15 protein-coding genes are annotated in these 20,353 nt (G+C 64.9%); 11 read left to right on the forward strand and 4 right to left on the reverse strand.

Annotated features, from left to right (window positions below):
• Positions 1 to 118 precede the first annotated feature (118 nt).
• The 3 genes from IP86_RS15380 (at position 119) to alr (ending at position 4,827) form a co-directional block, all read left to right on the forward strand.
• Entirely contained in the window at positions 119 to 1,369 is a 1,251-nt protein-coding gene (locus IP86_RS15380) for a cyclopropane fatty acid synthase (protein WP_054163399.1), read from the forward strand.
• A 570-nt stretch (positions 1,370 to 1,939) separates the two neighbouring features.
• Positions 1,940 to 3,436 carry a replicative DNA helicase gene (locus IP86_RS15385; RefSeq protein ID WP_054163400.1) on the forward strand — a complete coding sequence of 499 codons (1,497 nt, stop codon included), beginning with the start codon at positions 1,940 to 1,942 and terminating at the stop codon, positions 3,434 to 3,436.
• Positions 3,437 to 3,576: 140 nt separating this feature from the next.
• Positions 3,577 to 4,827, forward strand: coding sequence for an alanine racemase (gene alr / locus IP86_RS15390; RefSeq protein WP_054163401.1), 1,251 nt, complete (start codon positions 3,577 to 3,579; stop codon positions 4,825 to 4,827).
• 129 nt (positions 4,828 to 4,956) lie between these two features.
• Here alr and IP86_RS15395 read toward each other — a convergent pair whose 3' ends face one another.
• Positions 4,957 to 5,211, reverse strand: a complete 255-nt coding sequence (locus tag IP86_RS15395; protein ID WP_054163402.1) for a hypothetical protein — start codon at positions 5,209 to 5,211, stop codon at positions 4,957 to 4,959.
• 12 nt (positions 5,212 to 5,223) lie between these two features.
• A complete protein-coding gene (locus IP86_RS15400; protein ID WP_245290638.1) occupies positions 5,224 to 6,366 on the reverse strand; it encodes a glycosyltransferase family 87 protein in 1,143 nt (380 codons plus the stop codon).
• Here IP86_RS15400 and IP86_RS29115 point away from each other — a divergent pair.
• From IP86_RS29115 to IP86_RS15425, 6 genes are all read left to right on the forward strand, one after another.
• Positions 6,353 to 6,649, forward strand: coding sequence for a hypothetical protein (locus IP86_RS29115; RefSeq protein ID WP_197279825.1), 297 nt, complete (start codon positions 6,353 to 6,355; stop codon positions 6,647 to 6,649). The two genes, IP86_RS15400 and IP86_RS29115, sit on opposite strands and share 14 nt — an antisense overlap.
• Before the next feature lie 42 nt (positions 6,650 to 6,691).
• Complete coding sequence (radA, locus tag IP86_RS15405; RefSeq protein ID WP_054163404.1) at positions 6,692 to 8,143, forward strand: DNA repair protein RadA; 1,452 nt, start codon at positions 6,692 to 6,694, stop codon at positions 8,141 to 8,143.
• Positions 8,144 to 8,355: 212 nt separating this feature from the next.
• Positions 8,356 to 8,985, forward strand: a complete 630-nt coding sequence (locus IP86_RS15410; protein WP_054163405.1) for a CvpA family protein — start codon at positions 8,356 to 8,358, stop codon at positions 8,983 to 8,985.
• Positions 8,986 to 9,008: 23 nt separating this feature from the next.
• Positions 9,009 to 10,550 carry an amidophosphoribosyltransferase gene (gene purF, locus IP86_RS15415; RefSeq protein ID WP_054163406.1) on the forward strand — a complete coding sequence of 514 codons (1,542 nt, stop codon included), beginning with the start codon at positions 9,009 to 9,011 and terminating at the stop codon, positions 10,548 to 10,550.
• Positions 10,551 to 10,674: 124 nt separating this feature from the next.
• Positions 10,675 to 11,418, forward strand: a complete 744-nt coding sequence (locus IP86_RS15420) for an SDR family NAD(P)-dependent oxidoreductase (protein ID WP_054163407.1) — start codon at positions 10,675 to 10,677, stop codon at positions 11,416 to 11,418.
• 81 nt (positions 11,419 to 11,499) lie between these two features.
• Entirely contained in the window at positions 11,500 to 12,726 is a 1,227-nt protein-coding gene (locus IP86_RS15425; RefSeq protein ID WP_054163429.1) for an ABC transporter substrate-binding protein, read from the forward strand.
• A gap of 77 nt (positions 12,727 to 12,803) precedes the next feature.
• On the opposite strand, the gene IP86_RS15430 is transcribed toward IP86_RS15425, so the two are convergent.
• Positions 12,804 to 13,373, reverse strand: coding sequence for a GNAT family N-acetyltransferase (locus IP86_RS15430; protein WP_197279824.1), 570 nt, complete (start codon positions 13,371 to 13,373; stop codon positions 12,804 to 12,806).
• Between the two features lie 155 nt (positions 13,374 to 13,528).
• Between IP86_RS15430 and IP86_RS15435 the strand changes: the two genes are divergently transcribed.
• A complete protein-coding gene (locus IP86_RS15435) occupies positions 13,529 to 13,816 on the forward strand; it encodes a DUF6916 family protein (protein ID WP_054163409.1) in 288 nt (95 codons plus the stop codon).
• 77 nt (positions 13,817 to 13,893) lie between these two features.
• Here IP86_RS15435 and IP86_RS15440 read toward each other — a convergent pair whose 3' ends face one another.
• Positions 13,894 to 14,529: a phage tail protein gene (locus IP86_RS15440; RefSeq protein WP_054163410.1), complete on the reverse strand. Its 636-nt coding sequence runs from the start codon at positions 14,527 to 14,529 to the stop codon at positions 13,894 to 13,896.
• A 931-nt stretch (positions 14,530 to 15,460) separates the two neighbouring features.
• On the opposite strand from IP86_RS15440, the gene IP86_RS15445 reads away from it, so the two are divergent.
• Entirely contained in the window at positions 15,461 to 20,335 is a 4,875-nt protein-coding gene (locus tag IP86_RS15445; protein ID WP_245290639.1) for an IPT/TIG domain-containing protein, read from the forward strand.
• The last annotated feature ends 18 nt before the right edge of the window (positions 20,336 to 20,353 follow it).

Raw genomic sequence — 20,353 nt, forward strand, 5'->3', positions numbered from 1 at the left:
CGTGTCCGGGGAACAGCCCAGCGTTCCACGCGCGTGGCTCATGCGCCTGGCGCTTGGAACCCGCCCAGTCCGGCAAGGTTTTTGCATTGGTGCGTCAAAATGTCATTGGGGAAAACCGATGGACCGTTTGCTGCGTCTCCTGCTTGGGCAGTTCATCCAACGCGGTGCGATCACCTTCACCACCGCGAGCGGCTTCACCTTCACCTGCGGCGACGGCACCGGAATTCCCGTCCACACCAGGTTTGCTACCCAGCAGGCGCAATGGCGCCTCCTGTTCGACCCCGAACTGGCCTTCGGCGAAATCTACATGGACGGCGAATTGGTGATGGAGCGCGGCTCGATCGCAGATCTGCTCGCGATCGCCATGGACCAGCCGGCCTGGACCCCGCGCTGGGCCAAGCTGCACGGATGGCTGCGCTACCTCACCCGGTCCCTGCGGCAGTTCAATCCCCGCACGCGTTCGCGCGACAACGTCGCCCACCACTACGACCTCGACGGCCGGCTGTATTCGCTCTTCCTCGACGCCGACAAACAATACAGCTGTGCCTATTTTGAATCCGCTGACAGCACCCTGGACGATGCGCAACTCGCCAAGAAGCGCCACATCGCCGCCAAGCTGCTGGTGGCGCCGGGCCAGCGCGTGCTGGACATTGGGTCGGGCTGGGGGGGCCTCGGTCTTTATCTCGCCGAGACCTGCGGGGCGGCGGTCACCGGCATCACGCTGTCGCGCGAACAGCTTCAGGTGGCCAACAGCCGGGCCGAGGAATCCGGCCTGTCCTCATCGGCGAAATTCATCCTGGAAGACTATCGAGACGTCCCCGGCCCGTTCGACCGGGTGGTCTCGGTGGGCATGTTCGAACACGTCGGCGTCACGCATTACGACACCTACTTCCGCCGCTGCGCCGAACTGCTCGACGACGACGGCGTGATGCTGCTGCATTCGATCGGAAGGTCGGAAGGCCCCGGTTTCACCAATCCCTGGATCGCCAAATACATCTTCCCCGGCGGCTATCTGCCGGCGCTGTCCGAGGTGCTGCCGGCGATCGAGCGCGCCGGACTGCTGGTTTGCGATATCGAGATCCTGCGTTTGCACTATGCCGAGACCCTCAAAGCATGGCGCGAACGCTTCCTGGCGCGGCGCGAGGAAGCCGAACGGCTTTACGATGCGAGGTTCGTGCGAATGTGGGAGTTCTACCTGGCGGCCTCCGAAATGAGCTTCCGCAAGCAGAACACCATGGTGTTTCAGATCCAGCTCACCAAACGCCAGGGAATCGTCCCGATCACGCGCGACTACATCATGCGCGAGGAGCAACGCCTGCGCATGATCGAAGGGCGCCCGATCACACGTCTGCAAGCGGCGGGCGAATAACTCCGCATCACACAGCGTACACGCACCTCGACGCCGCCCGCTTGGACGGCTTGGTCTTGCGCTCGGCCAGATGGTTACGCACGGCACGAAGCAAGGCGCGACTGCACGGCCTCGCCTGCGCCTCGCTGCGTGATTCTTCGAAGGACTCGATCAACGTCGCCAGCCACCGCCGATCGGATCCGCCTGATTGCTGTTGCTGAGCCATCGCCGTTCCCGTGTTTCGCCGTTCCCGTGTTTCGCTGTCGTTATTTTCCGTGAACAACCCGCTGCCGCAGCATCCGTTCCCGGCCGGTCGCGCTCGTGCCGACGCGCTCGCCGGATGTCGCAGCCCCGAGCGGTGCAGTTCACTGTGTTATCCTTGGGTCGCGCGCGCCCGGCGCCAGGTTCAATCCGGTGGCGCCGGGCGCGCGGCGTTCGCCTTCCGTCAAGCCCGGCGGCCAAGCACCGGCCGGTCATCCACATTTCTTGCTCGGCTGGTGCATAACGCGCGATTGCCGCTTTCACTGCGGGCTGAATCGGCGCTTTAGTCGCGCCCCGCATCCGACAAATTCGAGCGAATAATCGAGAGCTATGGCTGCCATTGATTCCAACGTGCTGAAGCTCGCGCCGGACGCTGCGGCGCCTGCCTATCGCACCGCGCCCCACAACATCGAGGCGGAACAGGCCCTGCTCGGCGCCATCCTGGTGAACAATGACGCGTTCTACCGGGTTTCGGACTTCCTGGAGTCCAAGCACTTCTTCGAACCGATCCACCAGACGATCTTCGACACCGCATCCAGCATCATTCGCGCCGGCAAGATCGCGACGCCGATCACGCTGAAGACCTTCCTGGCGGCGGATCTCGATCTCGGCGGCCTGACGGTGGCGCAATATCTGGCGCGGCTCGCCGCCGAAGCCACCACCATCATCAACGCCCAGGATTACGGCCGGACGATCTACGAATTGTCGCTGCGCCGCGACCTGATCGGCATCGGCACCGACATGGTCAACGTCGCCTACGACGCGCCGGTCGATTTCGCGCCGAAGAACCAGATCGAAGACGCCGAACGCCGGCTTTACGAACTCGCCGAATCCGGCCGCTACGACGGCGGCTTTCAGAAATTCTCCCAGGCGCTCACCACCGCGGTCGACATGGCCGCCAAGGCCTTCCAGCGCGACGGCAAGCTGTCGGGCATCGCGACGGGGCTGCGCGACCTCGACACCCGCATGGGCGGCCTGCAGCACTCCGACTTGATCGTGCTCGCCGGACGTCCCGGCATGGGCAAGACCGCGCTCGCCACCAACATCGCCTACAACGTCGCCAAGGCCTATCGCGGCGAGATCCAGCCGGACGGCAGCAATAAGACGATCAATGGTGGCATCGTCGGCTTCTTCTCGTGCGAAATGAGCGCCGAGCAGCTCGCCACCCGTATTCTCGCCGAGCAGACCGAGATCGCCTCGAGCAAGATCCGCCGCGGCGGCATCAGCGAGGCCGATTTCGACAAGATCCGCGACTACTCGATCGAGTTGCAGACGCTGCCGCTGTTCGTCGACGAAACCGGCGGCCTCTCGATCGCCCAGCTCACCGCGCGCGCGCGGCGGTTGAAGCGTCAGAAGGGTCTCGACCTGATCGTGGTCGACTACATTCAGCTGCTGCAGGGCTCCAGCAAGCGCGGCGACAACCGCGTGCAGGAAATCACCGAGATCACCACCAGCCTCAAGGCGCTCGCGAAAGAGTTGAACGTTCCGATCATCGCACTGTCGCAGTTGTCGCGTCAGGTCGAATCCCGCGACGACAAGCGGCCGCAACTGTCCGACCTTCGTGAATCCGGCTCGATCGAGCAGGACGCCGACGTCGTGATGTTCGTGTATCGCGAAGAATACTATCTGCAGAACAAGGAGCCGCGGCCCGGCACGCCCGAACACGAAAAGTGGGCGACCGAGATGGACCTCGTCCACGGCAAGGCCGAAGTCATCATCGCCAAGCAGCGCCACGGCCCCACCGGCACCGTCGACGTGCAGTTCGAAGGCCAGTTCACCCGCTTCAGCGATCTGGCGGACGACAGCCACCTGCCCGACCGCGTCTGACGCAACTCCGTTCGGCGGAATTCAGGCAGAGACGCGACCTGCCGTTCTGCTAGAACGAACGCGAAGAGCCGGAGTCGTCTCGACGCGTTTTCGCCACGCGTATGGGATTGTCTTCGCTCGAAAGCGCCAGAGTGTGAGACATGACCATCCTTCCCGATCCGAATGCGACCGTCGCCAGCCTGTTGACGCCGGACGCCGCAAAGGCGGCGTCACTCGCGGCATCGACGGCAAACGCGCCCGGCATTCTCACGATCGACCTCGACGCGATTGTCAGCAACTGGCGCAAGCTCGAGAAGACAGCAGTCCCGGCCGAAGCCGCCGCCGTGGTCAAGGGCGACGCGTATGGTTGCGGTATCGGCCCGGTCACGCGCGCGCTGGCCGGCGCCGGGTGCAAGACCTTCTTCGTCGCGACGCTCGGCGAAGCCGCAGCGGTCCGCGCGGTTGCGCCGGACGTGGCGCTCTACGTGCTCGACGGCTTCTTTCAGGGCACCGGCGACGAATTCGCCCGGCTGAACTGCCGCCCGGTGATCGGCGATCTCTACGAACTCGCCGAATGGGACGTGTATTGCCGCCGCACCGGCTGGAGCGGCGGCGCCGCGATCCATATCGACACCGGCATGAACCGGCTCGGCCTCACCACTGCCGAGGCGCTGAGCATTGTGCCGCGGATCTCAGTCGGCGACCACGGCGTCACGCTGGTGATCAGCCATCTGGTCGCGGCCGAGTCGCCCAACCATCCGATCAACGCCAAGCAGGTCGCGGCCTTCCGCGAGATCGCCAGCCAGTTCGCCGGCGTCCCCGCTTCGCTGTCGGCGTCGTCCGGCATCTTTCTGGGATCGCAATTCCAGTTCGATCTGGTGCGTCCCGGCGCGGCGCTGTACGGCGTCAACCCGACGCCGGACTCCGACAATCCGATGCAGCCGGTGGTCGATCTCAAGGCGCGGATCGTGCAGGTCCGCAACGTCGAGCGCGGCGACACCGTCGGCTACGGCGCGACCTGGAGCGCACGGCGGCCGACCAAAATCGCCGTGCTGTCGGCCGGCTACGCGGACGGTTACTTCCGCGCCGCCGGCTCCAACGACGGCACGCGCGGCGCCGACGTGATCATCGCCGGCCAGCGCTGCCCGATCGCGGGACGAATTTCCATGGACCTGCTCGCGGTCGACGTCACCGAGCTGCCCGCGAATGCCGCGCGCCGCGGCCAGATGGCGACGCTGATCGGCGACGGCATCACCGTCGACGAACTCGGCCATCACTTCGGCACGATCGGCTATGAAGTGCTGACCAGCCTCGGCCCGCGCTACGCGCGGATCTACACCGGCGGCGACGCGAAGCCGGCGGCGACGCCGCCCACGATCGCGCCCGCCGCCCCGGTGTCGCCGGCGAGCTGAGGCCGCACTTCAAGTACAAACTCTCCCCGTCATTGCGAGCAGCGAAGCGACGAAGCAACCCAGCGCAGTGCACTGCGCTCTGGATTGCTTCGCTTCGCTCGCAATGACGGATGGGCCTCGCTTCGCTTTTCAATCCTCATGGACCAGAAACAAGAATCCAGTAATCGCCGCGCAGAACGCGAACGAGCCGGCGATGCCGACGATCAGCACCGCTCTCACCAACACCGGCGCCTCGCTGCTGTCGATCACCGTCGCCAGGCCGAAGTAATTGCCGAGCAGCAGAACCACCGCAAAGCCGGCGCCGAACACGGCTCCCATGACGAAGTGTCCGGCGATCTGCCGCCACTTCCGCCGCTCATAGTCCCTGCGCTCGTCGTCCCGCATCGTCGCCTCACATCAGGCCGATGCAGACCATCGCAACTCCGGGACGCGGCTGTCCATGCTCATGCGAAGCGCAACCAGAAACAGCGGTAAAATGAACAGGGGTCCGAGCGCCAGCCCGGTCGGATGCGCCAGTGCGCTGGCGGCGAGCGGCAGGACAAGCAGGAGGCTGGAGCAAATGAGAAGCGTTTTCGCCGAGACGTCGCTGCCACAGGTTTGCCACAGCCACGCGATCACCAATGCGCCGAACACCAAGTCGTAATCCTGCAGGTAGGGCGTCGCCAAACACGTGCCCAGCACCAGCACGGCATTCTTCACCCCCGCAGGCGCCCGCCCCCGCCAAACCCACGCCACCGCGGCGCACGCCAGCACGCCACTAACAATCTGAATCAGATAGGCAATTTCGACCGGCGCGCCGAGCCTTCGGGCGGCGACGAACACCGAGACGAAGCGGTGCCACACGCCCGTCCCGTCTTCCAGAATGGCCTGCCGCAGCAAGCCGAGATTGCGCAGATAGTCGGCCCAGATATCCAAACCGTAGCACAGGCCGCTCAACGCCAGCAGCCCCCCAGCCACCACACCCGCCGCCACGAGCGTCCGCCATTGCCGTCCGGCCAGCAATGCGATCGGGATCAGTAGTCCAAGTTGCGGCTTGTAGATCAGCAGTCCCAACAAACTACCCGCGAGCAGCGGCCGCCGCTCGATCAATCCAAGTCCGCCGCCAAGCAGCGCCGCCGTCCACGCACCATTCTGCCCGCCCAAGGCGTTGATGAGCACGGCGGGACTGGCCAGCGCAAACAGCAATGCGCCGCCTTCCGGCATCGCCAGCCGCAGGGCGCGATAGAATGCGTACCAGCTGGCCCCGAGCCAAGCAAACAGCGCGGGCACGTATGGCAGCATCGCCAACGGCGCGGTGAGTAGCAGAAGCACCGGCGGATAGCTGTAATGATAGCCCTGGATCGGCGCGCCGATCACCGACTGTTCGAAAACATGGAAGGCCTGGAAGTCGTAGATCTCGTTCACCCGCCCGTGCCAGGCGAGGTAAGCGCCCGACCAGTAATTGATGAAGTCATCGCCGAACGGACGCTCGGCCCCGTTGGACAAATGATCCCGCGTTTGCGCCAGAAGGTCCGCCAAATACGCGATGATCGCCACCACAGCGAAGCTGCGCGCGATGGCAGGTGTCAACCTTGGAAGCTGTGGCGCTCGCATGGCCGCAGTGACGCACGCGACCGGTTATGTTCCGATTAATCCGACCGACGGAAACCCGCCGTTCCGAGGCTTCAAGGCTCTCCATGCGTTGCTATCGCGGCCAAGTATTACTGATATTCGTGCTGGAGAACTCATCGCCCCTATCACGCAGCCGATCACCGCTATGTCGCAACGCGATCGTCAGTGTCGACGGGACTTGACCACAAGAACAAAATATGAACAAAACTGATGCAGCGTTGTCCCATCGCTTCAGCCCCTGCATCACCGCCCCATGGCCAAAGCCTCCTCGTCCTTCGTCTGCCAGAATTGCGGCGCCGCGTTCAATCGCTGGCAGGGCAAGTGCGAGTCCTGCGGCGAGTGGAACACGCTGGTCGAGGAAGCCGGCGACAACGCGGTGCCGGTCAGCATCCGGGCCAAGCGGCGCGGCAGAACGTTCAAGCTGGAGTCGCTGGCCGGCAAGAGCAACGACGCCCCTCGCCTGCCCTCCGGCATGGCCGAACTCGACCGCGTCACCGGCGGCGGCTTCGTGCGCGGCTCGGTGCTGCTGGTCGGCGGCGATCCGGGTATCGGCAAGTCGACATTGCTGACTCAGGCCACCAGCCTGATGGCCAAAGCCGGTCATCGCACCGTGTATATTTCCGGCGAAGAAGCCATCGCGCAGGTTCGGCTCCGCGCGGAACGGCTTGGCCTTGCCGCCGCACCGGTCGAACTCGCGGCCGAGACCTCGGTCGAAGACATCATCGCGACGCTGTCCGAAGGCGCGACGCCGCGATTGATCGTCATTGATTCAATTCAGACGATGTGGACCGACACCGTCGAGTCCGCGCCCGGCACCGTGACGCAGGTCCGCGCCTCGGCTCAGGCGCTGATCCGCTTCGCCAAGAAGACCGGCGCGGCCATCATTCTGGTCGGCCACGTCACCAAGGACGGCCAGATCGCCGGTCCGCGCGTGGTCGAGCACATGGTCGACGCGGTGCTGTCGTTCGAGGGCGAAGGCTCGCAGCAGTTCCGCATCCTGCGCTCGGTCAAGAATCGCTTCGGCCCGACCGACGAGATCGGCGTGTTCGAAATGACCGGGCTCGGCCTGCGCGAAGTCAGCAACCCGTCGGAGCTGTTCCTGTCCGAACGCGATCTCGGCTCACCCGGAACCGCGGTGTTCGCCGGCATCGAAGGCACGAGGCCGGTGCTGGTCGAATTGCAGGCCCTGGTCGCGCCGTCGACGCTGGGCACGCCGCGGCGTGCGGTGGTCGGCTGGGATTCAGCCAGGCTGTCGATGGTGCTGGCGGTGCTCGAGGCGCATTGCGGCGTCAAGCTGTCCGGCTACGACGTCTATTTCAACGTTGCCGGCGGGCTGCGCATCAACGAGCCGGCGGCCGATCTCGCCGCCGCAGCCGCACTGGTGTCGTCGCTGGCGAACTCGCCACTGCCGACCGATGCGGTGTATTTCGGCGAAATCTCGCTGTCCGGCGCGGTTCGGCCGGTGGCGCAGACCCCGGCGCGGCTCAAGGAAGCCGCCAAGCTCGGCTTTGGCCGCGCGGTCCTGCCGGAACAGACGCGTGGCGACGCCCCCTCCGACGCCGGTCTGGCGCTGCAAAGCGTCGGCGGCCTCACTAGCCTTGTTGCCGACATTGCGGCTCGTGGAACCCCACGTGCCGCCGCTCGCGAGCGGGAGCCCGCAGAGAAAAATGCCACACCGGCGCGATTCCGGCAGCGCGAGGGTTGAACCGGGGTGACCTTTCCGGAACGCGCCGCTATACAACGCGCGCGCATGGCGGGCGGAGGCCGACCGTCGACCGGCCCGGCTGATCTATGCTGTGTCGAGAGCTCCGTTGAGCGTTTTCTCGCCTTGCGCGGCGTGCCATATCACCGTCACGTGCCCTGACGGCGCGTGCACGATTCGCCGTTATTTACACACCGAGCGGACCCGACTGGCCGATGCCGATCACGATTCTCGACTTCGTTGTCCTCGCGGTGATGTTGGTGTCCGGCCTGCTGGCTATGGTCCGCGGCTTCATGCGCGAGGTGCTGTCGATCGCGGCCTGGGGCGCCGCGGCGCTGGTCACGCTCTACGCCTTTCAGAAGCTGCTGCCGACCGCCAAGACCTATTTCTCGAACGACACCGTCGCCGCCGTGGTGGTGGTTGCGGGCGTATTCCTCGGCACGCTGATCATCGTGTCGATCATCACGGTCCGGATCTCCGACATGATCCTGGATTCCCGGATCGGCGCGCTCGATCGCACGCTCGGGTTCCTGTTCGGCCTCGCCCGCGGACTGCTGATCGTGGTGGTGGCCTATCTGTTCTTCAACTGGCTAGTGCCCGAGAAGCAGCGGCCTGACTGGGTGGTCAACGCGAAGTCGCGCACGGTCCTGCAAGGAACTGGTGACTGGTTGATGACACTCTTGCCGAATGACCCTGAAAACACCATCTTGAAGAGGTTCAAGAAAAACAAGCCGGAGGAAGAGCAAACCGACGATTCGGCTGCTCCCGGCAATGGTGACGGCTACAGCAAACCCGCCCGCGACAGTTTGAAAAAGCTGATAGAGGGCAAACCGGCCGCGCGCTGAGCGTGGCCCAACTGAGAGGCGCGATGGACGCGATGCAGAGCCCTTCCGACGACGCCGCAACGCCCGCATCGGACGCTCGCGACCCGCAAACTCCCGACCACCACGTCCCTGACGACGTGTTCGACACTGACGGCGACACGCTGCGCGAAGAGTGCGGCGTGTTCGGCATTTTCGGCCACCCTGACGCGGCGGCGATCACGGCGCTGGGGCTGCACGCGCTGCAGCATCGCGGACAGGAAGCGGCCGGAATCGTCTCCTACGATCATGGCCGGTTTCATTCCGAACGTCGGCTCGGTCTGGTCGGCGATACCTTCTCTCGCGCGGATGTGATCGCGCGGCTGCCGGGCAATCTGGCGGTCGGTCACGTCCGCTACTCGACCACGGGTGAGACCATACTGCGCAACGTGCAGCCGCTGTTCGCCGAGCTGAACGCCGGAGGTTTCGCGGTCGGTCATAACGGCAACCTCACCAACGGGCTGACGCTGCGCCGCGAACTGGTGCAGAGCGGCGCGATCATGCAGTCGACCACCGACACCGAGGTGATCCTGCATCTGGTGGCGCAGTCCAAGCGCAACCGCTTCATCGACCGCTTCATCGAAGCGCTGCGCGCGATTGAAGGCGCCTATTCGCTGGTGGCCCTGACCAACAAGAAGTTGATCGGCGCCCGCGATCCGCTCGGCATCCGCCCGCTGGTGCTGGGTGAGCTCGACGGCAGCCCGATTCTGGCGTCGGAGACCTGCGCGCTCGACATCATCGGCGCGAAGTACGTCCGTGACGTCGAACCCGGCGAAATCATCGTGTTCGACGAGAAGGGCGTGCAGAGCCACAAGCCGTTCCCGCCGCAGCCGCCTCGTCCGTGCATCTTCGAGTACATCTACTTCGCACGGCCGGATTCGATCGTGGGCGGACGTTCGGTTTACGACGTCCGCAAGAGCTTCGGCGCCGAGCTGGCGCGGGAGAGCCATCTCGAGGCCGACGTCGTGGTGCCGGTGCCGGACTCCGGCGTTCCCGCGGCGATCGGTTACAGCCGCGAAAGCGGCGTGCCGTTCGAACTCGGCATCATCCGCAATCACTACGTTGGCCGCACCTTCATTCAGCCGACCCAGAGCGTTCGCGAACTCGGCGTGCGGATGAAGCACTCCGCCAATCGCGCGGCGATCCAGGGCAAGCGCATCGTGCTGATCGACGACAGCCTGGTGCGCGGCACCACGTCGAAGAAGATCGTCAAGATGATGCGCGACGCCGGCGCCCGCGAGGTGCATTTCCGCATCGCCTCGCCGCCGATCACCCATCCGGACTACTACGGCATCGATACGCCGGACCGCGCCGGCCTGCTGGCGGCGACGCATTCGCTCGAGCAGATGCGCGAGCTGATCGGCGCCGACTCGCTGGCCTTCCTGTCGGTCGACGGCATCTATCGGGCGATGGGTGAACGCGGCCGCGATCCGGCGCAGCCGAAGTTCACGGACCATTGCTTCACCGGCGAATATCCGACGCCGCTGACCGACATGAACCAGACCGAGACGTCGCCGCGGCAATTGTCGCTGTTGGCTGAGGCGAGCTGACGCATTCGCGTTTCGCCTGACTAAAGTTCGTGATGCCCGGCCTTGTGCCGGGCATCAACGTCTTTAGAACAACGGTATCGTTCAAGGCGCTCCTGCGTCTGACATCACCATTCAAGTGTCGGCCATGAATCAACCCCTCGCCTCCCGCATCGCTCTCGTCACCGGCGCATCGCGCGGCATCGGCTATGCGACGGCCCGTGCTCTCGCCAAGGCCGGCGCCCATGTCATCGCGGTCGCCAAGACGCAGGGCGGCCTTGAAGAGCTCGACGATGCGATCCGCGCCGATGACGGCCACGCCGCCACGCTGGTGCCGCTCGACCTCAAGGATCTCGAGGCGATCGCCCGGCTCGGCGCTTCGATCTACGAACGCCATGGCAAGCTCGACGTGCTGGTCGGCAACGCCGGCGTCGCCGGTCCGTCGTCGCCGCTCGGCCATATCGAGGTGAAGGCGTGGACCGACGTGATCAGCCTCAACCTCACGGTCAACTTCCAGCTGATCCGCTGCATGGAGCCGCTCCTGCGCGCATCCGACGCCGGTCGCGCGGTTTTCCTGACTTCGCGCGGTGGTGGCCGGGCGCCGGCCTATCGCGGGCCCTACGCAGCCTCGAAGGCGGCGCTTGAGACTTTAGTCGAAGTCTGGGCCAAGGAAGTGGCGAATACGACACCCATCCGGGTCAACCTGTTCGACCCCGGCCCGACGCGGACCAAACTACGCGGGACGATCATGCCCGGCGAAGACCCGGAAACGCTGCCGACCGCCGATGAAGCGGCCGAGCAGTTACTCCCGCTCTGCCTGCCGAGTTGGACAGAAACCGGCAAGCTCTACGACCGCCTGACCAGCACACTGAAAGGCCCCGCCGCGGATTGACTTCCGCAGGACGGCAAGATTGACTGACCACAAGCGGGGACCACACCCGCTCGCAATCTGCCATCTTTAAAGGGGGAAATGATGAGAGTCGCATTCTCGCGTCGTCATGCCATCGCGCTTGCGCTGGCGGGCGCCGCGTTCGTCTCGCCTGCGCTCGCCCAGGACAAGACCGCCAAGATCGGCGTGCTCAACGACATGTCGAGCCTCTACGCCGATATCGGCGGGCCGAACTCGGTCGTCGCCGCCAAGCTCGCGATCGCGGATTCCGGCCTGGAAGCCAAAGGCTGGAAGATCGACCTGGTGGCCGGTGATCACCAGAACAAGCCGGACATCGGCGTCAACCTCGCGCGGCAATGGATCGATGTCGACAAGGTCGACATGATCACCGACACCCCCAATTCAGGCGTCGCGCTCGCGGTCAGCAATCTCGTCAAGGAAAAGAACATCATCCTGATGAATTCGGGCGGCGGCAGCGTCGATCTGACGGGCAAGGCGTGTACTCCGAATACCATCTCGATCGCCTACGACACCTACATGCTGGCGCACGGCACCGGTCAGGCGCTGACCAAGGCCGGCGGCAACACCTGGTTCTTCCTCACCGCCGACTACGCGTTCGGCGCGGCGCTGGAGCGCGACACCAGCGCCGTCGTGAAGGCCAATGGCGGTCAGGTGCTCGGCGGCGTCAAGCACCCGATCAACAATGCCGACTTCTCGTCCTTCCTGCTGCAGGCGCAAGCCTCGAAAGCCAAGGTCATCGGCCTCGCCAATGCGGGCGGCGACACGACCAATGCGATCAAACAGGCCGCTGAATTCGGCATCACCTCGGGCGGGCAGAAACTCGCCGCGCTGCTGCTGTTTATCAACGACGTGCACGCCCTCGGCCTCAAGGTCGCGCAGGGACTGACCTTCACCGAGTCCTATTATTGGGACCTCAACGACAACACCCGCGCGTTCGCCAAGCGGTTCTCGGAGCAGGCCAAGAACAATGCAAAGCCCTCGATGACGCAGGCCGGCGTCTATGCGGCGGTGCTGCATTATCTCAAGACGCTCGAGGCGATGGGCGGCAACCCGCACGACGGCGCCAAGGTCGTCGCCAAGATGAAGGAGATCCCGGTGGAGGATCAGCCGTTCGGCAAGTCGATGATCCGCGCCGACGGCCGCCGCATGGTCCCGGCCTATCTGTTCGAGGTGAAGACTCCAGCGGAATCGAAGGGCCCGTGGGACTATTACAAGAAGATCGCCGACATCTCGGCCGAAGATGCGGCTCGCCCGTTGTCTGAAAGCGAGTGCCCGTTGGTGAAGAAGTAACGTCCCTCTGCCCCCTTTGCGAGATTGATCATGGCCGGGGTCCACCCCGGCCATGATCATTCTGGCCGGGACGCCGGTCAGTTCAGTTGCATCGTCATCTGCCGAAACGACTCGCAATCCGTCTCGACGAAGCCCAGCCGAAGATACAGGCTGCGCGCGCGATCATTGGATGGCTGCACGGACAATGTCAGGCGCTCGGCCCCGATCGCCCGCGCTGCGCGGGCGAGGCTCGCGATCACCTCGCGCCCGAGGCCGTGCCCCTGTGCAGCCGGCTGCAACGCGATATCGACAAGACGTAGCGCCAGCCCCGCCGACCTGTCTGCGGCGCTCGCATCCGGCTCGCTCTGATCGTGCAGCCCGGTTCCGCTCATCTCCACCGCGACCACTAGTCGACCGACGGCGATCTCCCGCTCCGCAATGATGAAATACTCAGCCTCCGGAAAGCTCTGTCGGTAGCCGATCCGCTGCGCTTCGAATTGCTGCACGAGTAGCGCGCTCTTCAGTTCATCCGGCATGTCGATGCCAACCCATGCGGCGCGCCACGTCGCATCCGAGAGACTGCGGCAGAAGGCGTCATCCTCGGGCCGCGCTGGCCGGATCGTTAGTCCGGCCACCGACAGCGCCAAATGTTCGCGAATTCTGCTCATCCCGCCTCCCCGATGATCCGCCCCGATCGGCTCTTTGCGGCGCCTCATTGACGACGGACGCGGACCGTCGCATCGATGATGCTACTTATCCGTTGTTTGGATCAACTCCGAACGCTGCATTTCAGAATGATGATTGCACCTGATCGAGGTCCCCAATGTATCTGATGAAGCCTGAAGATTTCGAACCCTGGATCGGGCGTGCCGTCCGCGTGTCCACCGTTCCTGAGCCGGTTGAACTCACTCTTGTCAGGCTGCACCGCAGGCCGCTATTCGTCGGTGCGGAGCGTGAGCCGTTCAGCCTGTTCTTTGAATCGGCCGAAGACGTATACCTGCTCGATGCCGCCTATGAATTCGATTGCGGCCGTGGCGGCCCTTACACCATTCTGATTTCGCAGCTACAGCCCAAGAACGGTCGCAGGCGATATCAAGCCGTCTTCAATTGACAGGATCACGGCCGCACTCGGCAAGCCGTCACGGGCTCGCGATGCTTCCATTGCGAGCCCGCCAGGCGGCCACTAACTCAGTCGTGAACCGGATACAGGCCCGACAGACAGATATTGGTCTTGAGCGCCAGGTAAGGCGGCAAGGTCTCGACCGGAACGTTACTTCCGGTGTTACCGATCTGAACCACCCCGCCGGTAATCCCGCCGCCACCGCCACTCACGCCGCCCAAATTGACGGGCGTGCCTGCCGTCCCGGCGGGTGCGTAGATCTTGGGCTGGCCTCCTCCGGTCGGGCCGGTATTGGCCAGTAGCGATCCGGCGGCCGGGGAGCCCGACAGCGAACCAACAGTGACACCCGTCAGCGCCTGGACCGCCGCCGGACCACCGCCGCCGCCGCCCGTCGGCGTGAACGTCGCCACATGTGAATGCGCAGGCAGGTTCGCCTGGGTCAGCGTAACGCGCTCGACGCCGGCATGCGCGCCCCAGGCATAGTTACTGAGACCTGGCCCCTGCCCGGCGCCGATGATCACCCGCGACTGAAGATTGGGAAGCTGAAACGTGGTCCGTCCGTCACCACCGAAGGTCCCGCCGATCAACGAGAACAGGGCCTGGTTCTGAGTGACGCTGAACGTCTGCCCGGCTGCGACTGCCCAATCCACCGGTGCATAGTTGAAACTGACCTGCATGATCTGACCAATAAAAGAGTCTGCCATCTGACCAATTCCTTTCGTGGAGAACGATGGGGCGTGAGGCCAGCGGCGTCGTGCCCCTCCAATGTCAAATCCGGTCCGAATGAATCCGGACCGCGCTCATTCTCAGCATCTCTCCTCTTCTTGTTGAAGCGATGAATGCGAACCGCCGCGTCGAAGCAATCAGCATGCCGACAACCATAAATTCGACCGCTCGATAAAATCAGATCGACGACGTCGTTTCACCAACGCACAACAGACAAGCTACATTCACTTTGCGCGATATTCATCATCACTTCGGCAGCAATCCACCGACAATGAATAGCTCCCGCGCGCCACCCACGACTGATCAATTTTCTACACCGGCCACCGAACCACCAAAATGTTCACTCAACGCAGACTCATGAAATAGTGTTTTTTAAAGCCGCCAGTAAGCAGGACCACTCAGCAACAATTCAATAGATCGCACACAAACTCTACATAGTTACCGTACAGCAATTCGGACTTGTGACTTATCTACAACGAGAAGCCGAATTCGCGCCATTACATCGCGAGATGCTTGATACCACAACTCGACAGATGCAACGCTCAACCGTTCGCTTCTCGCATACTTCCTACAAAGCCGCGTGAACTATCAGTTATTTTGCTCCTCTCCCTGATTTCGACGAGAGTCATGCGCCTGAATGATTCTGCCGGATCCTCGCCGAAATCCCGCGTCGTGCCGTATGGCGCCGCGGCGGAACGGCTATCGGCAAATTCTCGCACGCCAAAGCCGCCCTCAGCGGAGAGCCGAGCGGGATTGATGCGAATTGCTGGCAGCACCTGTGCGCGACCGGCCCGAAGCAAGAACAAGATTCGAATCCTCGCGTCCGCGGCACTAGCGGCCGCAGCGATCGCGCTGACTTCGACCGCAAGCTGGGCATCGGCAAGTTGTACGGCCGTGAACGGCGGCGCCTTGAACTACAACGTGACGTTCACGTCGCCAGGCGCTCCCGACGACGGCAAAGGCTTCAACGAGGCTTATTTGACGGCATTCGCTGCCGGCGACACGCTCCATTATTCGGTGACCATCTCGACGACGGCGGGAACCATTGATGCCGGATTTACCGCGGACTATTCGTTCGGTATTCCTGCAACCTTCAATAACAACAGTGGCGCTGGCTTCCATGTCAGCACGTCCGGCAGCTACACACTGTCGGCCGGCGATATAGTGAAGATCAACAACAATCCAGATGGAGCCTCGACGCCGGGCCTATCTTCGGAAGCGATCGACCAGACCGGCAGCGGGTTCCGCGGCAGCGTGGCGTTCTCAGCCACCTGCACCGCGGCCGGCAGCCCGACGGTCACGTCGGTATCGCCGACGTCCGGTCCGACCGCCGGCGGCACCTCGGTGACGATCAACGGCACGAACTTCACCGGGGCGACGTCAGTGAGTTTCGGCTCGAACTCGGTACCGAGCAGCAGCTTCACCGGCAGTTCGTCGACCCAGATCGTCGTGCCGTCGCCGAGCGGCAGCGCCGGCACCGTGCATATCACGGTAACAAACGGGGTCGGCACCTCGGCGACGAGTTCGAGCGACCAATATACCTATGTGGCGCCTCCGACGATCAGCTCGATCTCGCCGAGTTCAGGCTCGACCGCGGGCGGCACCGCGGTGACGATCGGCGGGACGAATTTGTCCGGCGTCACCTCGGTGACCGTCGGCGGCGCCTCGGCGACGCTCGGCACCAATACGTCGACCTCGATCAGTGTCACCACCCCGGCCGGCACCGCAGGCGCACGCGACGTCGTCGTGACGACCGCGGGTGGCTCCGCCACGTCAACCGGCGGTTTCACCTATGTGTCCCCCCCTGCCGTTACCGGTGTGTCGCCGACGTCCGGTCCAGCCACAGGCGGCACCTCGGTTACCATCACAGGCACGAACTTCAGCGGCGCAACTTCGGTCAGCTTCGGCTCGAACTCGGTGGCGAGCGGCGGCTTCACCAGCAGTTCGTCGACCCAGATCGTCGTGCCCTCGCCAAGCGGCAGCGCCGGCACCGTGCACGTCACCGTGACCACGCCGATCGGGACATCGGCGACCGGCTCGAGCGACCAGTTCACCTACATCGCCGCCCCGACCATCACAGGCATTTCGCCGAGTTCCGGTCCAACCAGTGGCGCCACGTCGGTGACGATCAGCGGTACTAATCTGTCAGGCGTCACCGGTGTCACGGTCGGCGGTGCATCAGCAACGCTCGGTACCAACACGTCGACATCGATCGTCATCACGACGCCATCCGGGACGGCGGGCGCACGCGACGTCGTTGTCACCACCGCAGGCGGATCGGCCACCGCGACCGGCGGCTTCACCTATGTGGCGCCACCGAGCATCGGTTCGATTTCGCCCGGTTCGGGTCCGGCCACCGGCGGCACGTCGGTAACCATCAGCGGCACCAACCTGTCCGGCGTCACCAGCGTAACGGTAGGCGGGGCATCGGCGACGCTCGGCACCAACACATCGACCTCGATCATCATCACGACGCCGTCCGGGACGGCTGGTGCGCGCGACGTGGTGGTGACCACGGCCGGTGGCTCGACCACCTCAGCCGGCGGCTTCACCTATATCGCCGGCCCGTCCATCGGTTCAATTTCACCCAGTGCCGGCCCAACTACGGGCGGCACCAGCGTCACCATCTCGGGCAGCAATCTGTCCGGTGTCACGAGCGTGACTGTCGGCGGCGCTGCGGCAACTCTGGGCGCCAACACGGCGACGTCGATCGTCATCACCACCCCGTCCGGAACGGCCGGGGCACGAGACGTCGTCGTCACCACGCCCGGTGGTGCGGCAACATCGACCGGCGGCTTCACCTACGCGGCGGCACCGACGATCAGCACGATCTCCCCGAACTCAGGTTCGACCGGAGGCGGCACCTCGGTGACGATCAGCGGCACGAATCTGTCCGGAGTGACCGCGGTTACCATCGGCGGCGCATCCGCGACCCTCGGCACCAATACTTCGACGTCGATCGTGGTGACGACACCGTCCGGCACGGCCGGAGCACGCGACGTTGTCCTGACCACCCCGGGCGGTTCGGTCACAGCAACCGGCGGGTTCACCTACATCCTGTCGCCGTCGATCAGCTCGATCTCGCCGAACGCCGGCCCGACGGCGGGCGGCACGTCGGTGACGATCACCGGCACCAATCTGGCCGGGGTCACCGGCGTGACGATCGGCGGCTCACCCGCGACGGTCGGCACCAATACGTCCACCTCGGTCGTGGTGACCACGCCCGCCGGCACAGCAGGGGCGCGCGACGTCGTCGTGACGACCGGTGGAGGCTCGGCCACGGCCACCGGCGGTTTCACCTACGCGGGGCCGCCAACGATCGGCACGATCTCCCCCAACTCCGGCTCGACCAGCGGCGGCACCACCATCACCATCTCCGGCAGCAATCTCGCCAACGTCATTTCGGTCAGCATCGGCGGCGCCGCGGCCTCGCTCGGTACCAACACATCCACGTCAATCGTGGTGACGACGCCGAGCGGCACGGCCGGCGCACGCGACGTCGTCGTGACGACCGCCGGCGGCTCGGTGACATCCACCGGCGGCTTCACCTATGTGGCGCCCCCGACCATCAGCTCGATTTCACCGAACTCAGGACCGGCCGCCGGCGGCACGTCGGTGACCATCACCGGCACCAACCTGTCCGGCGTCACCTCGGTGACGGTCGGCGGAGCGGCCGCGCCCCTTGGAACGAACACCGCGACCTCGATCGCGATCACGACACCCGCCGGCACCTCGGGCGCTCGGGATGTCGTCGTCACCACCGCTGGCGGCCCGGTCACGTCGACTGGCGGTTTCACCTATATCGCGGCCGCGACGGTGACGGCGATCGCTCCCGCCGCGGGCCCGATCGGCGGCGGCACGTCGGTCACCATCACAGGAACGAACCTCGCCGGGGCGACGGCCTTGACGATCGGCGGGGTTGCGGCCACGAGCGTCACCATCGTGAATGCCACCACGATCACGGCGACCACGCCAGCTCACGCTGCGGGCAGCGTCGACATCGTAGTGACGACGCCCGGCGGCACCGCGACGGGGACCGGGCTCTACAGCTACGTCGCCGGTCCCAGCGTCACGTCGATCAGTCCCGCGAGCGGCCCGGGCGCGGGCGGCACCTCGGTGACAATCACCGGCAGTAATCTCGCCGGCGCAACCGCCGTCAGCTTCGGCGGCACAGCGGCCACGGCCGTCAGCGTGACCAGCGCCACCACCATCACCGCAACGACGCCCGCTCATGCCGCAGGCGTGGTCGACGTCACCGTGACGACGCCTGGCGGCAGCAGCACCGGCGCCGGCCTATTCAGCTATATCGTCACCACGACAACCACCACCCTCACCTCGTCGCGCAATCCCAGCGAAGCGGGACAGCCGGTCAGCTTCACTGCGACGGTGGCGGCGAGTGGCTCCGTCCCGACCGGCACCGTGACCTTCACCGACGGCGGCGTCACGATCGGCTCGGTTGCCTTGTCCGGCGGCACCGCGACGCTCACCACCAGCAGCCTGACGGTCGGCTCACACACAATTCTGGCCGCGTTCATCGGCAACGCCAGCTACTCCGCCAGTAGCTCGTCGCCGCTGCTGCAAGCCGTCAACACCCCCCAGGACAGCCTCAAGCTGCGCGCCATGCAGATCATCGCGAGCAAGACGATCGCGCAGACCTCCGGCGCCGCCATCTCTGGGGCGATCGATTCTGCGATTTCCGAGGGGTTCAACGACGGCGGCGAGTTGGTCACACCATCCGGCACGGGCCTCCGCTTCAACTTCACCGACGATCCATCGCAGAGCCGAACCGGGTCGGCCGACGGCGCCGTCGAGAGCCGCTGGCCACGGCCATACGTCCGTGACAACGGACCCGGCCGTAGCATCGGATTCGGCATCGGCGATCCGACCGCGCCAGGGCGAGGCCGATCCCGCTTCGACGACACCTTCGCGGCGATCGATCGCAAGGCCGATATCACAAAGGCACCCGCGAAGGCGCCGGTCGAGCCGAAGGATTGGCTGATGTGGGCCGAGGTGAAAGGGGCCGGCATCGGGCAGTGGAACGCCAGCAGCACCAGCTCGGTGCTCAGCGGAAGTCAGGTCAACGCATTGATCGGACTGACCCGGAAACCGTCGCCGGACTTCCTGATCGGCGTCGTCGGTGGTTACGAGACCTTCGACTACAAGTCCGGTACGCTCAACGGCAGGCTCAAAGGCGATGGCTGGACGATCGGGTCCTACGCGGCGTGGCGATCCGCCGCCGGGCTGCGGTTCGACATCGCCGGCGCCTATTCGGGGATCGGTTACGACGGCTCGGCCGGCACTGCCTTCGGCAGCTTCGATGGCCAGCGGTGGCTGGTGTCTGGCGGCATCACCGGCACCACGGAGGCGTTCGGCTTCGCGATCGAGCCCTCGGCGAAGGTCTATGCGCTGTGGGAGCGCCAAAACGCCTACATCGATTCACTGGGCACTCCGCAGGCACAGCGCGAGTTCTTCACCGGGCGGGCATCGGCCGGCCTCAAGGTCAGTTATCCGTGGATCTACAGCGCGACGCTGACGCTCGCGCCCTACACCGGCGTATTTGCCGACTATTACTTCCTCGGCGACAACGCGGAGACGATCACGCTCGCGGGCGGAACGCCACTGGCTTCCGTACCGCTGATGGATGGCTGGTCGGCACGGCTGACCGGAGGCATCGCAGCGCGGTTCGGCAACGGCGCGGCGGTCGCGGTCGGTGGCGAACTCGGCGGCCTGGGCGGCACCGTTCAGATCTGGACGCTCCGCGGCCGAGCATCCGTGCCGTTCTGAGAGAGCCGGCCGCGCAGC

The organism is Rhodopseudomonas sp. AAP120, from assembly GCF_001295845.1.
Taxonomy (GTDB): Bacteria; Pseudomonadota; Alphaproteobacteria; order Rhizobiales; family Xanthobacteraceae; genus Rhodopseudomonas.

What these genes read in the sequence shown, in the direction of transcription:
- IP86_RS15380 (WP_054163399.1), top strand. Translation starts at nt 119, where the DNA reads ATGGACCGTTTGCTGCGTCTCCTGCTTGGGCAGTTCATCCAACGCGGT.
- IP86_RS15385 (WP_054163400.1), top strand. Translation starts at nt 1,940, where the DNA reads ATGGCTGCCATTGATTCCAACGTGCTGAAGCTCGCGCCGGACGCTGCG.
- alr (WP_054163401.1), top strand. Translation starts at nt 3,577, where the DNA reads ATGACCATCCTTCCCGATCCGAATGCGACCGTCGCCAGCCTGTTGACG.
- IP86_RS15395 (WP_054163402.1), bottom strand. Translation starts at nt 5,211, where the DNA reads ATGCGGGACGACGAGCGCAGGGACTATGAGCGGCGGAAGTGGCGGCAG.
- IP86_RS29115 (WP_197279825.1), top strand. Translation starts at nt 6,353, where the DNA reads ATGATCGCCACCACAGCGAAGCTGCGCGCGATGGCAGGTGTCAACCTT.
- radA (WP_054163404.1), top strand. Translation starts at nt 6,692, where the DNA reads ATGGCCAAAGCCTCCTCGTCCTTCGTCTGCCAGAATTGCGGCGCCGCG.
- IP86_RS15410 (WP_054163405.1), top strand. Translation starts at nt 8,356, where the DNA reads ATGCCGATCACGATTCTCGACTTCGTTGTCCTCGCGGTGATGTTGGTG.
- purF (WP_054163406.1), top strand. Translation starts at nt 9,009, where the DNA reads ATGGACGCGATGCAGAGCCCTTCCGACGACGCCGCAACGCCCGCATCG.
- IP86_RS15420 (WP_054163407.1), top strand. Translation starts at nt 10,675, where the DNA reads ATGAATCAACCCCTCGCCTCCCGCATCGCTCTCGTCACCGGCGCATCG.
- IP86_RS15425 (WP_054163429.1), top strand. Translation starts at nt 11,500, where the DNA reads ATGAGAGTCGCATTCTCGCGTCGTCATGCCATCGCGCTTGCGCTGGCG.
- IP86_RS15430 (WP_197279824.1), bottom strand. Translation starts at nt 13,373, where the DNA reads ATGAGCAGAATTCGCGAACATTTGGCGCTGTCGGTGGCCGGACTAACG.
- IP86_RS15435 (WP_054163409.1), top strand. Translation starts at nt 13,529, where the DNA reads ATGTATCTGATGAAGCCTGAAGATTTCGAACCCTGGATCGGGCGTGCC.
- IP86_RS15440 (WP_054163410.1), bottom strand. Translation starts at nt 14,529, where the DNA reads ATGGCAGACTCTTTTATTGGTCAGATCATGCAGGTCAGTTTCAACTAT.